At 57.7% G+C, this 15744-nt stretch carries 14 protein-coding genes and 1 pseudogene; all 15 read right to left on the bottom strand.

The genetic code is table 11. From position 1 onward, the window contains the following. Positions 1-64 precede the first annotated feature (64 nt). Positions 65-1471, bottom strand: a complete 1407-nt coding sequence (mtaB, locus tag PEH01S_RS28150) for a tRNA (N(6)-L-threonylcarbamoyladenosine(37)-C(2))-methylthiotransferase MtaB (RefSeq protein ID WP_127489446.1) — start codon at positions 1469-1471, stop codon at positions 65-67. Next, positions 1472-2248, bottom strand: a complete 777-nt coding sequence (locus PEH01S_RS28145; RefSeq protein ID WP_127489444.1) for a 16S rRNA (uracil(1498)-N(3))-methyltransferase — start codon at positions 2246-2248, stop codon at positions 1472-1474. It lies immediately after the preceding gene. Between the two features lie 133 nt (positions 2249-2381). Then, positions 2382-3068: a site-2 protease family protein gene (locus tag PEH01S_RS28140; RefSeq protein WP_127489442.1), complete on the bottom strand. Its 687-nt coding sequence runs from the start codon at positions 3066-3068 to the stop codon at positions 2382-2384. Between the two features lie 10 nt (positions 3069-3078). Then, positions 3079-4059 (bottom strand): 50S ribosomal protein L11 methyltransferase, encoded by a 981-nt coding sequence (prmA, locus tag PEH01S_RS28135; protein ID WP_127489440.1) that lies wholly within the window; start codon positions 4057-4059, stop codon positions 3079-3081. 167 nt (positions 4060-4226) lie between these two features. Next, complete coding sequence (locus PEH01S_RS28130) at positions 4227-4622, bottom strand: hypothetical protein (RefSeq protein ID WP_127489438.1); 396 nt, start codon at positions 4620-4622, stop codon at positions 4227-4229. Between the two features lie 18 nt (positions 4623-4640). Then, the gene (locus tag PEH01S_RS28125) at positions 4641-4799 is read right to left on the bottom strand and encodes a YfhD family protein (RefSeq protein WP_084159678.1); all 159 of its coding nucleotides are present in this window, start codon (positions 4797-4799) and stop codon (positions 4641-4643) included. Between the two features lie 136 nt (positions 4800-4935). Then, the gene (gene dnaJ, locus PEH01S_RS28120; protein WP_025851305.1) at positions 4936-6051 is read right to left on the bottom strand and encodes a molecular chaperone DnaJ; all 1116 of its coding nucleotides are present in this window, start codon (positions 6049-6051) and stop codon (positions 4936-4938) included. Between the two features lie 80 nt (positions 6052-6131). Next, positions 6132-7979 carry a molecular chaperone DnaK gene (dnaK, locus tag PEH01S_RS28115; RefSeq protein ID WP_025851306.1) on the bottom strand — a complete coding sequence of 616 codons (1848 nt, stop codon included), beginning with the start codon at positions 7977-7979 and terminating at the stop codon, positions 6132-6134. Between the two features lie 68 nt (positions 7980-8047). Continuing rightward, positions 8048-8656, bottom strand: coding sequence for a nucleotide exchange factor GrpE (gene grpE, locus PEH01S_RS28110; protein WP_127489436.1), 609 nt, complete (start codon positions 8654-8656; stop codon positions 8048-8050). Between the two features lie 98 nt (positions 8657-8754). Beyond that, positions 8755-10293, bottom strand: a complete 1539-nt coding sequence (locus PEH01S_RS28105) for a TCP-1/cpn60 chaperonin family protein (protein ID WP_127489434.1) — start codon at positions 10291-10293, stop codon at positions 8755-8757. Beyond that, positions 10290-11321 carry a heat-inducible transcriptional repressor HrcA gene (gene hrcA / locus PEH01S_RS28100; RefSeq protein WP_025851310.1) on the bottom strand — a complete coding sequence of 344 codons (1032 nt, stop codon included), beginning with the start codon at positions 11319-11321 and terminating at the stop codon, positions 10290-10292. Before hrcA ends, PEH01S_RS28105 begins: the two co-directional genes overlap by 4 nt. 492 nt (positions 11322-11813) lie before the next feature. Next, positions 11814-12281 carry an N-acetyltransferase gene (locus PEH01S_RS28095; protein ID WP_025851311.1) on the bottom strand — a complete coding sequence of 156 codons (468 nt, stop codon included), beginning with the start codon at positions 12279-12281 and terminating at the stop codon, positions 11814-11816. A 78-nt stretch (positions 12282-12359) separates the two neighbouring features. Continuing rightward, positions 12360-13538 carry a radical SAM family heme chaperone HemW gene (gene hemW, locus PEH01S_RS28090; RefSeq protein WP_127489432.1) on the bottom strand — a complete coding sequence of 393 codons (1179 nt, stop codon included), beginning with the start codon at positions 13536-13538 and terminating at the stop codon, positions 12360-12362. 64 nt (positions 13539-13602) lie between these two features. Then, positions 13603-15417, bottom strand: coding sequence for a translation elongation factor 4 (gene lepA / locus PEH01S_RS28085; protein WP_025851314.1), 1815 nt, complete (start codon positions 15415-15417; stop codon positions 13603-13605). A gap of 121 nt (positions 15418-15538) precedes the next feature. Next, positions 15539-15744 (bottom strand): annotated as a pseudogene (locus PEH01S_RS34810) (hypothetical protein); the annotation flags it as partial.

Here is a 15744-nt window from a genome sequence, read left to right as displayed (position 1 = left end):
GAATCACGGCTGCCGCAGGAAGACGCGCCTGCTTATCGTCGAATGAAATCCTTCGTTCTTCAGCTTATACGATCGCTTTAGCCGCTTGCCCCGGAATCGTCTCGGCCGAAACGCCTGTGCCCGTCACTTTGGACGGCAGGTGAACGGCTCCCGCTTCGGGGGCGCGGACAAGCTGGCCGCGGCACTCGTTGACTCCGGCCTCGGTGACCTTCACCCGGCATACTTGACCGATCCAGTCCTCGCTGCCTTCGAATACGAGCTGCAGGTAGTTGTCCGAATAGCCCATGAGCAGTCCCCTTCCCGGCTGACCCTTGTAGTCCCGCTCCGGAATGACCTCCAGCACTTGGCCGACAAACGTCTCCGCGTAGCTGAGCTGCATCCTCTCGGACAAATCGATCAGCTCGTGCACGCGGGCGTTTTTGATTTCCTCGTCAATCTGATCCTCCATCCGCGCGGCCGGCGTACCGGTCCGCTTGGAATACGGGAAGACGTGCATTTCCGAAAATTTCATCTGTTCCATAAACCGGTAGCCGCGGCGGAACATCTCGTCCGTTTCCCCCGGGAAGCCGACGATCACATCCGTCGTAATCGCGACGCCCGGCATAATCCGGTGGATGTGCTCGATTTTGCGGGCAAACTGCTCCGTCGTATATTTCCGGCGCATCCGCTTGAGCACTTCGTCGTCTCCGGCTTGCAGCGGAATGTGCAGATGACGGCACATTTTGTCCGAGGCTTGCAACACCTCGAGCACCTCGTCCGTAATTTGGCTCGCTTCGATCGAGCTGATGCGAATCCGCTTCAGGCCGTCGACCTTATCCAGATCCCACAGCAGCTTGGCGAGGCTGTAATCCTCCATATCCTCCCCGTAGCCGCCGGTATGAATTCCCGTCAGCACGATCTCCTGATAACCGGCGTCCACGAGCATGCGGGCTTGATTCAGCACGCTCTCCGGCTCGCGGCTGCGCATCAGGCCGCGCGACCATGGAATGATGCAAAAGGTGCAGAAGTTGTTGCAGCCCTCCTGAATTTTCAGAAAAGCGCGCGTCCGGTCCGAAAAATCAGGCACGTCCAGTTCCTCGAACGCACGCGTTTTCATAATATTGCGCACCGCATTGATCGGCTGGCGTTCCTGCTCCAGCTGTTTCACGTAAGGCATGATTTTGTCCCGGTCCTGCGTTCCGATGACCAGATCGACGCCCGGAATCGCCATGATTTCGGCCGGGGACGTTTGCGCGTAGCAGCCGGTGACCGCCACGATCGCCTCCGGGTTTCTCCGAATGGCGCGCCGGATCATCTGACGGCTCTTTTTATCCCCCGTATTGGTCACCGTACATGTATTGATGACATAGACATCGGCTGTCGATTCGAAATCAACCTGCTCGTAGCCTTCCTGTTTAAACAGCTGCCAGATCGCTTCCGTATCGTAGAAGTTGACTTTGCATCCGAGCGTATGAAAAGCGACGGTTGCCATTTATCGTTCTCCCCCCATCTCTCCGGATTCGTATAAAATGCAAGTGAGTCCGACCATCGCGGCCGTCTCCGTACGTAAAATTCGTTTGCCCAAGCCGACCGCCACGCAGCCGGCCGCCTCCGCCTCCGAGACTTCCCGTTCGCTGAAGCCGCCCTCGGGCCCTACGATAAGCATCAGCTTGACGCGGCTTCCGCTGGTCCGGCCGTTTCCTTTGGCAATCGCTTCCCGTATCGCCCGGCGAAGCTGCTGCGCGTCCTGCTTCTCATAGCAGATCCAGGCGGCATCCGCCTCCGAAGCCGTCCGCAGCAGCTCCTTCCAGGAGAGGACGGATTCGACTGCGGGAACGCGGTTGCGGTGCGCCTGCTCGGCCGCTTCTTTGGCAATTTTCTGCCAGCGCTCCAAACGTTTGCCTTCCTTTTTGCCGTCCAATTGAACGACCGTGCGCTCCGAAACGAACGGCAAAAAACGGACCGCGCCGATTTCCGTCCCTTTTTGGATGACAAGCTCCATCTTGTCCCCTTTGGGCAGGCTTTGAGCAATCCATACGTCGACCGCCGCTTCGTTCTCCATCGGCAGACGGTCCACAATATCCGCCGTCACCTGCCGGTCCTCCAAGGAACGAATGCGCACCAGCGCCTCCCGGCTCACGCCGTCGCTCACAATACACGTATCTCCCGGCTTCGCCCGCATCACGCGAATCAAATGATGCGCATCGTCCCCGGTTATCGTAACCACAGCATCCGTAAATTCGTCCGGATGAATGAAATATCGCTGCATTCCGTATCCTTCGCTTCCACAAAAATAGGTTGACCGCTTATACGAGACGTAGAAACGGTCATCCTCCATCATACACTTTTTTCGCTCTAAACGCCAGTTTCCGAAAAAAATTAACCGATTTTACCGGAAGCGGCTACGCCCGGATGCCTACCCCGAACATCAGCCTCGCCACGGAGTCGAACGCCTCAAATATCGGACCCTGCAGGGCAAAGATCGGACCAAGCGTAACGCGCCGGATCGGCGGGATGAAGAACATCAGCAAAATCGCGTAAAACAGCCACTGCTCGTAAGGCTTGATTTTCATCATAATTCTTCGCGGCAGAAGATCCTCCACTATGCGATAGCCGTCCAGCGGAGGGAATGGAACCAAGTTGAGGATGAACAGGAAAATATTCATCAGGACCATTCGGGTGAAAAACAGCTGAATTGCCAGGCTTACCCCTTGCGACGTTCCGGTTAACACACCCATACGGATCAGCGCATAGAACAGGATCAAGCTAACGAAAGCAAGCACCAAGTTGCTGAGCGGCCCGGCTAACGAGACGATAATGCCCATCAGCCGGGGCCTTTTGAAATGGCTGCGGTTGACCAGAACCGGCTTCGCCCATCCGATGCCGACGACCAGAAAAAAGATCATCCCCAGCAGGTCGAGGTGTACGCGCGGATTCAGCGTAAGCCGCCCCATCGACCGCGGCGTCGGATCGCCGAACCGGTCGGCAAAATAAGCGTGCGCAAATTCGTGCACAGTAAAGCCGATCAGCAGCACAAGAAAAACAAACGGCAACTCCTCCAACGGATAAGCGAGAAAGCTCCAATCCATGTCGGCTCACCTACGGCTTTCTGGCGACGAGCACAACCCAATCCTGCTCCTCGGTTTGCTCAAGCAGCTCGAAGCCGGCCGCGGTCAGCGCTTCTTCGACCGCCTGCTGTTTGCTTTTGATCACGCCTGATACGATATAGCGACCGCCCGGCTCCAGCACCTCGTACACGTCTTGGACGAACAACAAAATAATTTCGGCCAAAATGTTCGCCACAACGACCTGCACGGGCAGCTTCACGCCGAGCGCGCCGCTGCCGCCCGCCTCCGCTTTGTGCTCATTCAGCACCTGCAGCAGGTCGCTCAGCTTCACGGTGATCTGCCCATCCAGCCCGTTCAGATGCACGTTCTCCGTCGCGCTGGACACGGCGACCGGATCGAGGTCGAGCGCCAGCACATGCTTCGCGCCCAGCTTGGCGGCCGCAATGGCCAAAATGCCCGAGCCCGTGCCGACATCGATCACGTCTTCGCCGCCTCGGATCACACGCTCGAGCGTGCGCAAGCAAAGCGACGTCGTCGCATGCGTGCCTGTGCCGAAGGCCATTCCGGGGTCCAGCTCCAGAATCAGCTCGTCCGCTTCCGGCGTGTATTCTTCCCAGGTCGGTTTAATCGTCAGCCGGTCGGTCACGCGCAGCGGCTTGAAGTACTGCTTCCAAGCGTTCGCCCAATCTTCATCGTCCACATCCTTCACTTCGTAGACGGGATTGCCGGTATCGATATCGTATTCCGCCAGCTGATCGACGGAGCGCTTCAGCTCCTCCAGAATCGCATCCATGTCGGTTCCTTCGACGAAGTAGCCTTTGATGACGGCCCGGCCTTCCGGAATATCGTTCAGCGGCAGCTCATACCATTGTCCGAGCGACGTATCCCTCTGCTTGTTGAGCGTCCCGGACTCCTCGATCGATACCCCGCCCGCGCCAAACTCGTGTATAAAATTCGAAATCATCTCGATTGCTTCTTCCGTCGTATGTACCGTTAATTCATGCCAACGCACCGGGTATTCCCTCCCATATTTTGCTTATGCAAGCACACGTAAGTCCTAGTATACAACAATTACGGGCGCGGGTAAAACGGCTCGGCCGCACGCGAAAAACGGTTCCCCGCATGTCGGACATGCGAAGAACCGTTCTCACTGGCTGCGTATGCCGGCTTTGCCGGGCTTCAGATGTTGCCGCCGGCCTCGCGGATGACCCGCAGCGCTTGGTCGTAGGCCGCTTCGTCCAGGACGACCGTCAGCAGAATGTCCCGGCGAGTCATGTCTTCCGGGTCGTCTTCCAACAGTTCCCAACTGCCGTCGGCCATGCCGCTGGCGTCCACATCGACGGCGGTCAATATCCGCGCATCCTGACTCATACCGGACCCGCCGAGCGTTAAATAAGCCAATCCTGGGAAGTCGCTGTTGCTTAAAGGATTGAACGTTTCCTCCACCCCATGCCCCGGATATTCCCCGAATTGGTCGATTTGAATATCGGCGGCACGCAAGGCTTTCAGCTTCGGCACGCAGCTCTCCGCTTGCTGCCTGGATTGGAAATAAGCCAAGATGCTTTTTTCAGCCATACCAATTACCCCGCTTCCTTACACTTGCCCTTGTTGTCTCTCATCGGCATCCGCCGCACGCTCGCGCGCTTCGACGTCCGCTTGGTCCGCCAATTCGGAAGCAAATTCGACGTCTTCGTTCGTGGCAATTGGAAGCTCGCGATTCGCTTGAGTGGCCTGGCGTTCATTTTCGCTCATGACTGTTTCCTCCTTCACGTAGTCCATACGGTTTGGATATCCACCTTCTGTAGTGTCCGCCAATCCAACGGAAAATATGCAAAAAAGCACCGCAGCAAAAAATCGCCGCCGTGCCTTCGCATGCCTCTTGATCTGCTTAATCGCCTAAAAAGGCCTTTTTCATCCGCTCGAAAATCGATTGGTTTTGCTCGTGCGTATGCTCGCCGCTGAGCCGGGCGAATTCGCGCAGCAGCTCCCGCTGCTCGTCATTCATGTTAGTCGGCGTCACGACAACCACCTTCACGTGCTGGTCGCCTTGACCATACCCGCGAAGCCGCGGAACGCCCTTGCCTTTCAGTCGGAAATACGTATCCGTCTGCGTACCGGCCGGAATTTTCAGCTTCACCTTCTCGGTCAGCGTCGGAATTTCGATTTCGTCCCCAAGTGCCGCTTGCGCGAACGTCAGAGGCACTTCGCAATAAATGTCGTCGCCTTCCCGCTCGAAAAATTCATGCGACTTGACGCGAATCACGACATACAGGTCTCCCGGAGGACCTCCCCGCGTCCCCGATTCGCCTTCTCCCGTCACGCGAAGCTGCGCCCCGTCGTCCACGCCGGCCGGAATGTTCAGGCTGATCGTACGCTGCTTCTTGACCTTCCCCGAGCCATGGCACGTTCCGCATTTGTCTTTGACGATTCTTCCCTGCCCTTGACAAGCGGAGCACACCCGGCGGTTAACGATTCGCCCGAAGGCCGTATTTTGCACGACCTCCTGCTGTCCGGACCCGTGGCAGACGCCGCACGTTTCAGGCTTCGTTCCCGGCTTCGCGCCGCTGCCGTGACACGTATCGCACGTTTCCGTGCGGGGAATTTGGATTTCGGTCTTTTTGCCGAAAACCGCTTCCTTGAATTCTATGGTCATCGTATATTGCAGATCGCCGCCCCGCTGCGGTGCGTTCGGGTTGCGCCGCTGGCCGCCGCCGAAGAACATGTCGAAGATATCGCCAAAGCCGCCGAAGTCGGCGCCGCCAAAACCGCCGCCCATGCCTTGGTTCGGGTCGACATGGCCGAAGCGGTCATACTGCGCTTTCTTCTGATCGTCGCTCAGTACGTCATACGCTTCCTTCGCTTCTTTAAACTTCGCCTCGGCATCGTCCGCCTTGTTGACGTCCGGGTGGTATTGGCGGGCGAGCTTCCGGTAAGCTTTCTTGATGTCCTCCTGGGAAGCGTCTCTGCCCACTCCCAGCACTTCATAGTAATCGCGTTTACTCATCGTTCCACTCCCATTCCCCGGATGACAAACGGAAAGTCAAAGCCGAATCGCGGCTTTGACTTCCGACTCACCTGGGGTGATTACTTCTTGTTCTCGTCGACCACTTCGTAATCCGCGTCTACCACGTTGTCTTTGCCTTTGGCTGCGCCTTGCGCGTCTTGGGCTCCTGCGCCGCCCGCTGCCTGCGCTTGCTGTGCCGCTTGCTCATACAGCTTCACGGAAAGCTGCTGAACGACTTGCGACAGCTCTTCGGTCGCCGCCTTGATTTCGTCAAGGTTGTCGCCTTCCAGCGCTTTTTTCACTTTATCTTTCGCCGCATTCGTTTTGTCGATTTCGGCTTGGTCGACCTTGTCGCCCAGATCTTTGATCGTTTTCTCGGCCGAGTAGACGAGTTGATCCGCCTGGTTGCGCACTTCCACCGCTTCTTTGCGCTTGCGGTCTTCCTCGGCGTGAGCTTCCGCATCCTTCATCATGCGGTCGATTTCATCATCGGACAAGCCGCTGGAGGACGTAATCGTAATTTTTTGGCTTTTGCCTGTACCTTTATCGAGCGCGCTTACGTTTACGATACCGTTCGCATCGATATCGAAGGTAACTTCGATTTGCGGAATGCCGCGCGGCGCCGGCGGGATATCGCTCAGGATGAAGCGGCCGAGCGTTTTGTTGTCCGCAGCCATCGAGCGCTCCCCTTGCAGAACGTGAATTTCCACGCTCGGCTGGTTGTCGGCGTAAGTCGAGAACACCTGCGATTTCGTCGTCGGGATCGTCGTATTGCGGTCGATCATTTTCGTAAATACGCCGCCCGCGGTTTCGATACCCAGCGACAGCGGAGTCACGTCGAGCAGCACGACGTCTTTGACGTCGCCCGTCAGAACGCCCGCTTGCACGGCAGCGCCGAGCGCCACGACTTCGTCCGGGTTCACGCCTTTATGCGGCTCTTTGCCTGTCAGACGTTTAACCGCTTCTTGCACGGCCGGAATCCGGGTGGAACCGCCGACCAAGACGACTTTGTCGATTTTGTCCGCCGTCAGACCGGCATCGCTCAGAGCTTGGCGAGTCGGGCCCATCGTTCTTTCCACCAGCGAAGCGGAAAGCTCTTCGAACTTGGCGCGGGTCAGGTTCATCTCCAAGTGCTGCGGCACGCCGTCGACAACGGTAATAAACGGCAGGGAAATCGTCGTCGTCAGGACGCCGGACAGTTCTTTTTTCGCTTTTTCCGCCGCATCCTTCAGACGCTGCACAGCCGCTTTGTCTTTGCTCAAATCGATGCCTTGCTCTTTTTTGAACTCGGCTACGAGGTGATCGATGATCACTTGGTCGAAGTCGTCGCCGCCGAGACGGTTGTCCCCGCTGGTCGCTTTAACTTCGAAGAAGCCGTCGCCCAGCTCCAGGATCGAAACGTCGAACGTACCGCCGCCCAAGTCGTATACGAGAATCGTTTGGTCTTCGGCTTTTTCCAGACCGTAAGCGAGAGCGGCAGCCGTCGGCTCGTTCACGATCCGCAGCACTTCGAGACCCGCGATTTTACCCGCGTCTTTCGTCGCTTGACGCTGGCTGTCGTTAAAGTAAGCCGGCACCGTAATAACGGCTTGCGTGACCGGCTGGCCGAGGTAAGCTTCCGCATCGGCTTTCAGCTTTTGCAAAATGATGGCCGAAATTTCTTGCGGCGTATATTCTTTGCCCTCAATCACTTCTTTATGATTCGTCCCCATATGACGCTTGATGGAGATCACCGTACGGTCCGGGTTCGTGATGGCCTGGCGCTTCGCCGTTTCGCCGACGATCCGCTCCCCGTCTTTTTTAAAGCCAACAACGGATGGCGTCGTACGGTTTCCTTCCGCGTTAGGGATAACGACCGCCTCGCCGCCTTCCATCACGGCGACGCAGGAGTTCGTCGTCCCGAGGTCGATACCGATTACTTTACTCATGAGGATTAGCCTCCTTAGATTCTGTGCATTGTATAGGTTACACGCTTATGGCGTTGATAATTTATGCTTTATGAGCTCACTTTGACCATCGCCGGCCGGATGACCTTGTCTTTCAGCAGGTAGCCTTTTTGCACCTCTTCAACGACGATGCCTTCCTCGTGCTCATCGGACTCCACCTGCATGATGGCTTGATGGTACTCGGGATTGAAAGGCTGACCGACCGCTTCCATCGGCTTCAAGCCTTCATTGGCCAACACTTGCTCCAATTGACGGAAAATCATATCGATGCCTTTCGAGAGCGCTTCGTAATCGTTGCTGCCCTTGCTGGCCGCAAGCGCCCGGTCGAAGTTGTCGACCACCGGCAGCAGCTGCTCGATCAGCTTGAGCGAAGCGTACTTGGCAAACTCTTCTTTTTCCTTTTGCGTGCGGCGTCTGAAGTTGTCAAAATCGGCTTGCGTCCTCAAAAAACGCTGGTGATTTTCCTCCGCTTGTTTTCTGAGTTCCTCCAGTTCCGGATGGACTGTCTCCTGAGCCTCCGGTTGGCCGGTTGCCTGTTCCGTGTCGGCAGCTCCTTCGGCCGATGCTCCGGCGTCATATGTAGCTCCGGTTTCTTGCTCGTTGGTTTCGACGTCCGTCTCCGGGCGTCCGTTTGCTTGCTCTTTTTGTTCCGCGTTCAATTGTGTCACCTCCTTAACCGAATCGGCCATACGGCCTCTCTATCTCTACTTATTGTAACCATCCCTTGCGGCCGGGAAACGCCCGGCATGCTTGGACCTTACTCTTCCGTGCGCGGGCGCATCTTAATGACCGTGTGGATGCGAAGCACCGCGCATGCCACCTCGCCGGCAGCCTGCAGCGCGTGCAGCTTCACCTCTGCCGGGTCGACGACGCCGGCGGCCATCATATCGGCGACGCTTCCGGTATCGCAGTCGATGCCGAGCGCATCGTTGCCGGAAGCGATCTGTGCCGCCTTCACTTCTTCGACCTTCTCCAGAGGGTTGTAGCCCGCGTTTACGACGATTTGGGCCAGCGGCTTGCGAAGCGCCTGCGCGACGGCGGCAATGCCGAAGCCCTCCATGCCCTGTACCGTTTCGCGGTGCCGGTCAAGCTCGTGGGCGACGGCCATTTCGGCCGCCCCGCCGCCGGGCAGGCAGCCGCCGCGCAGCGCGGCCTGCACGCTGGAAGCCGCGTCGCGGGCGATGCGCAGCCGCTCGCCGACCACCTCGCTCGTGCTGGCCCCCACGACGATGGATACTTGCGTGCGGCCTTTGCCTTCGGCCATCCGCACGCTCTCCAGCCGCTCGTCGTACGCGACGTGCCCGGCGAAGCCGAGATAGCCCGCCAGCTCCGAGGCGGGCTTGCGCAGTCCGCTGCGGCGGAGCGGCCGCGCGCCGGTATACTCCGCGATGCGGCGCAGCTCCGCGCGCGGCAGCCGCTGCAGCACCATGATTCCGTGGTCGGTGCAGAACTGCTCCGCCTCAGGATCGACGCCCCGCTCCGAGGCCACGAAGCCGACGCGCAGCTCGACGAGCTTCTCCAAGAGGGCGCGGAACTGCTCCCGCAGCTGCGTCTGCTTGTGGAAGCCCGCATCGGTCATGAGCGCTTCCTCATCGACCGTCTCCGGCTCGAACGCATCCTGGAACAGCAGCACCTGCGCCGTATCCGGCGGAAAATCAAGCTGGGCATTGGCTGGCTTCTTGGAGATCAGCAGACCCGGCCACACTTCGTTCGACGCTTTTCCGTGCGCCATGACGACGTCGGAGAAGCGGAAGTGCGGCTCCCGCAGCTTCGCCAGGCCGAGACGCTGCGCCCCTTCGACGATCAGCTTGGCGAGGTCGGCATGCTCCCGCCCGGCGATGTACGCGATCCGGTACAGCAGCGGATCGCTCATCCCTTCCAGCGGGCGCGCCCGGCGGGCCAGCGACTCCAACGCCGCAGCCACGCCGTCCTGCACCCCGCGGACGACCTTCGCCACCGGTACGCCTCGCGTGACCTGCGCCACACCTTCGGCGACCAATGCGCCCGCCAGCACGGTAGCCGTCGTCGTGCCGTCCCCGACTTGGTGCTGCTGGGAACGGGCGACTTGAATAAGCAATCTCGCGGCGGGGTGGGTGACGTCCATCTTTTCCAAGATGGTCACGCCGTCATTCGTAATGACGACCTCCCCCTGCGTCCCGACCAGCATCGTATCGAGCCCCTTCGGTCCGAGAGTCCCTTCCACCGCCGAGCAAATGGCGCGAATCGCATTCGCGTTGTTCCGCAGCGTCGCAAACGCCTCTTCGCCTTCTTGGCCTGTCGGCTTGATTTGGCTCATTTGTACCAACGCCCCATCAATTGATTCAAATCCTTCGTCAAATGATCGAGCAGCTTGATCACTTTACCGTAATCCATTCGTGTCGGTCCGAGGATGCCGATCGTGCCGAGCAGCTGCCCGTCCATCGAATACGAAGCGGTAATCAGACTGCAGTCATTCACGGCTTCCAGCTTGTTCTCGCTGCCGATCCGCACCTGCACCCCGTCCGTTTCGCCGGTTCCGTCAAACAGCTGGACCAGCTTCGGACCTTCGGCGAGCAAGTCCAGAATGCTTTTCACCTTATCCACATCCTTGAACTCGGGCTGCGTCAGCATGTTCGTGGTGCCGCCAAGGAAAATCCGCTCTTCATCCCCGCGGTCCATCACATGATCCAGCATCAGCAGCAGCTCTTCATATCCGGAGACATAGCTGCTCAGCTCCGAGGCGATCTCCGTATACAGCTTCGACTTGAAGTGAAGCAGCGGCACGTTCTTGAGCCGGGCATTGAGCAGGTTGACGAACTTCTCGATCTCCGACATCGGAACGCCTTCGGGAATCGTGACGGTCTTGTTCTCCACCTGTCCGGTGTTGGTCACGATAATCGCGACAGCCGTCCGATCATTAAGCGGAACGATCTGCAAATGCTTCATCGTCGTACCCAGCATCTCCGGTCCCATGACGATGGACGTATAATTCGTCAGCTGGGACAAAATTTGCGCCACATGCTGGATGGTTCGCTCCATCTCCTGCATTTTTTCGGCAAAAAAATGCTTGAGCATGTCGACATCCTGAGGCGGAAGCTGGTTATAATGCATCAGATGATCGACGTAATATCGATAGCCCTTGTGGGAGGGAATCCGGCCGGCCGACGTGTGCGGCTGCTCCAGATACCCCATCTCCTCCAGGTCGGACATTTCATTGCGGATGGTGGCGGGGCTGAATCCCACGTTGCCGCGCTTGGATATGCTGCGGGAGCCGACCGGCTCAGCAGAACGGATGTAATCATCGACTATGGCGCTTAAGATTTGACGTTGACGTTCGGTTAGCACACCAAGTCCCCCTTGCTATCGAGGTTTTTCGATTGACGAAAGTCGACTCCGGGAAACAAACTGCGGCCACCCGGCTTACAGCGAACTGGTTGAGAAAGTGGTCAATTATGAGATAGATGTTATGAGGGGGTGGGGTATCTACTTCCGGTCGCTGTTGTCTGCAGGAAATTTTTATTAGTACCGCTTAATAGCGGATATTTCCCGCAGCCAGACAAAGGCGAACGCTACCGCTCCTCCAGTAGATACCCCACCTCCGTAAGTATCTCCATTCTTATCAAGACCACTTTCCCAACTCTCTGACTGCAGCCTCCGGCTTGTCGTTTCTCCCCTTCGTCAACGTTTCTTCGAAAAACAACTATATTAACAAAATAAACCAAGGCATGCCTAGCTCGCCTTGTTTTTCAAACATCTAAACCGGGCTTTCGTTAGCACTCCGTGCTAGTGAGTGCTAAGCTAATACAAAAATAACAGACCCATAGGGTCTGTGTCAAGTCAGTCAAGCCGTTTCAGGACGGCGATTTCGTCGCAGCAATGCTGTTTTTTGCAGTGGATGCAGTCGCGCCATACCTTCTCGGGGAAGATCTCCTTCTCGACAACGGTAAAGCCGTTTCGTTCGAAGAATGCCACCTCGTAGGTCAGCGCCATCACCTTCGGTATGCCCTGCTGCTTCGCTTCGTGCAGCAGCGAGTTGACGAGCGCCTTGCCGATGCCTTGACCTTTGTATCCGTCCGAAACGCCGAGCGACCGGATCTCGACCAGATCCTGTCCGAGCCTGGTGAGCGAGCCGCAGCCTACAAGCTGGCCGCCGATTTCCGCTACGACGAACGTATCGATCTGTACAGACAGCGTCTCCTTGGTACGCGGGAGCATAATTCCTTTTTCAGCATAGCCTTGAATAATGTCGTATAATGTGTCAATGTCCTGCGCGGTTGCTTGTCTGCAGGTCAACGTCGTCGTCATAGCGGTTCCCACCCATCGCCTAGTAGTATCTCATGTAGAAAATGATATGAATAAATATACAACAAGACGTATAAAGGATCAACCTATTTTTGACGCATTTTTTACGGCTCCCAAAAATTCGCCGAACACTTCGTTTCCGAGCAGCACGCCCCGCTCCGTCAGCTTGTAGCCCCCGGCGCCCGCCTCCAGCAATCCGAGGCCGCATTGCCGCTGGAGCACATGCCCGAACACGCCGTCCAGCTCCATGCCGAACTGCTCGTAAAAATCCGCTTTGCGCACGCCGCCGAGCATCCGCAGCCCGACCATCATGAAATCCTCCATCGCTTCATGGACTTCCACCGTAGTTTTCTCCAACAGCGGCAGCCCGCTGCGCGTCGCGTCGATATAAGGCTGGACTCCCTTGATATTCACGTGCCGCGTGCCATGAACGTAGCCGTGAGCCCCGGCGCCAAGGCCGTAATAGCTCTGATTGCGCCAGTACATCGCGTTATGCCGGCTCTCGTACCCGGGTCTGGCGAAGTTGCTGATTTCATACTGGCGGTAGCCGGCCGAGCGCAAGCGCTCCATAATCAGCAGAAACATGCCGATTTCCTCGTCCTCTTCGGGCAGCGGCAGCTGTCCGCGCTCATAAAGCGTGTGGAACAGCGTATTTTCCTCCACCTTCAAGCTGTAGATCGAGTAATGCGGCAGGTCCAGCGCGAGCGCTTCCTTCAGCGTCGCTTCCATCACGGCCTTGGTCTGCTTTGGCAGGCCGAACATCAGATCGATGGACAGGTTCGTAAACCCCGCCTTCCGGGCGTTCTCCAAGCTGCGGTACACGTCGTCGGTATTGTGGATGCGCCCGATACCTTCAAGCAGCCCGTTGTCGAACGACTGCACCCCGAAGCTGATCCGGTTGACGCCCCCTTCTTTCATCGCTTGAAGCTTCTCGGGATCGGTCGTGCCCGGATTCGCCTCCATCGTAAACTCCAGCTGCGGCGACCAAGCCGGGAAATAAGCGCGGACACGTCGCAAAAACACTTCCATCTGCTCCGGCGTCAATACCGTCGGCGTTCCGCCCCCGACGAAAATCGTCTCGATCTCCCCCGGCGGGACCAGCTGTACCGTCCGTTCCATCTCGCGCTCAAGCGCGTCCAGGTAGTCCATCACGGGCTGGCCTTTCAGCACGTAAGAGTTGAAATCGCAATAGTGGCATTTGTTCGTGCAAAAAGGGATATGAATATACACCGCTTGGGGTGTCTGGGTTCGCTGCAGCATTTAGGTTCCCCCTAATGGCAAAAGCAGGCGTCCGGAACTCCGAAGCACCTGCCTGCTTTTTTTCTTAGTTATCGTCGATCTTCAATACGGCCATAAACGCTTCCTGCGGCACTTCCACGCTGCCGACCTGCTTCATGCGCTTCTTGCCTTCCTTCTGCTTCTCCAGCAGCTTCCGCTTCCGCGAGATGTCGCCGCCGTAGCATTTGGCGAGGACGTTTTTGCGCATCGCCTTCACCGTCTCGCGCGCGATGACCTTCTGGCCGATCGCCGCCTGCACCGGCACCTCGAACATTTGACGCGGGATGAGCTCCTTCAGCTTCTCGCAAATGATGCGGCCGCGGTGGAACGCCCGGTCGCGGTGCACGATGAACGAGAGCGCGTCCACCTGCTCCCCGTTCAGCAGAATGTCCATTTTCACCAGATTGGAACGCTTGTAGCCCGACAATTCATAATCGAACGAAGCGTAGCCTTTGGTGCTCGATTTCAATTGATCGAAGAAGTCGTAAACGATCTCCGACAGCGGAATATCGTAAGTGAGCGTCACGCGGGTCGTGTCGAGATATTCCATATTGATATATTCGCCGCGCTTGGACTGGCACAGCTCCATGATGGCGCCGACATAATCGTTCGGCACGATAACGGACGCCTTGACATAAGGCTCTTCGACGAAGTCGATTTTGCCCGGCTCCGGGAACAGCGACGGGTTCTCGATGTTCAGCACCGTGCCGTTCGTCTGCGTCACGCGGAACACCACGCTCGGGGCGGTCGTAATCAGCGGAATGTTGAACTCGCGCTCGATCCGCTCCTGGATGATCTCCATGTGGAGCAGTCCCAGAAATCCGCAGCGGAAGCCGAAGCCGAGCGCCGTGGACGTCTCCGGCTCGAAGCTGAGCGACGCGTCGTTCAGCTGCAGCTTCTCCAGCGCTTCGCGCAGATCGTTGTAATCGCTCGTTTCGATCGGATACAGTCCGCAGAAGACCATCGGGTTGATTTTACGGTAGCCCGGCAGCGGCTCGGGCGTCGGATTTTTGGCGTCCGTTACCGTATCCCCGACCCGGGTGTCGCCGACGTTTTTGATCCCCGCGACGATGAAGCCGACATCGCCGACCTCCAGCGAAGGAACCGAGCCCATGCGCGGCTTGAAGGCGCCGACCTCGATGACCTCGAACGTTTTGTCCGTCGCCATGAATTTGATTTTGGAGCCCGCTTTGATCGAACCGTCGATGACGCGGACGTAGACGATAACGCCCTTGTACGGGTCGTAATGCGAGTCGAAAATGAGCGCCTTGAGCGGGTTGTCCGGATTGCCCGTCGGTGCGGGCACCTTCTGCACGACCTGCTCGAGAATTTCTTTGATGCCGATTCCGGCTTTGGCGGAAGCAAGCACCGCATCGCTGGCATCGAGCCCGATCACATCCTCGATCTCCTGCTTCACCCGTTCCGGCTCCGCGCTTGGGAGGTCGATTTTGTTGATGACCGGCAAGATTTCCAGATTGTTGTCCAAAGCCAAGTAGACGTTGGCCAGCGTCTGCGCTTCGATCCCCTGCGCCGCGTCCACGACGAGCAGCGCGCCTTCACAGGCGGCAAGACTGCGGGAAACCTCGTACGTAAAATCGACGTGTCCCGGCGTATCGATCAAATTCAATATATATTCTTCACCGTCGTCGGCCCGGTAGTTTAGACGCACCGCCTGCAGCTTGATCGTGATGCCCCGCTCGCGCTCCAGATCCATCTGGTCGAGCACCTGGTCCTGCATTTCACGCGACGTCAGCGCGCCGGTATATTCGAGGATGCGGTCTGCAAGCGTCGATTTCCCGTGGTCGATATGGGCGATGATACAAAAATTTCTTATTTTCTTTTGTCTGGCTTGGATATCCATCGGCAGCTTTACCCTCACTAACCTGCAAATTTACAATACTTCTAATTATAGCAGTTGTGACGGCAGGCAGCAATGGACCCCCTTAAAACTTCCATGTCCGTCCCGCTGCCGGGGACGGCGCTTACGGACTTAATGCTTCAAACAGGGAGACGACGAGACGGATGCCGTGATACGCGGCAATCTGCAGCAGCTCTCCCGTCTTGTTCCCGACCCGGTTGATTCCCGTATCCGCAGCCGGATCTTCCGGCATGGCCGGCTTCGTCTTCGCCTCCGCAGGACGCTGCGCTTGCGGCTTGGGCACCGGCCCCGCCGCGTTCGCTCCGGCCG

This window comes from Paenibacillus ehimensis NBRC 15659, from assembly GCF_004000785.1.
Taxonomy (GTDB): Bacteria; Bacillota; Bacilli; order Paenibacillales; family NBRC-103111; genus Paenibacillus_G; species Paenibacillus_G ehimensis.
Note: the sequence above shows the minus strand (reverse complement) of the source record. Positions and strands in the feature narration are given on the sequence as shown.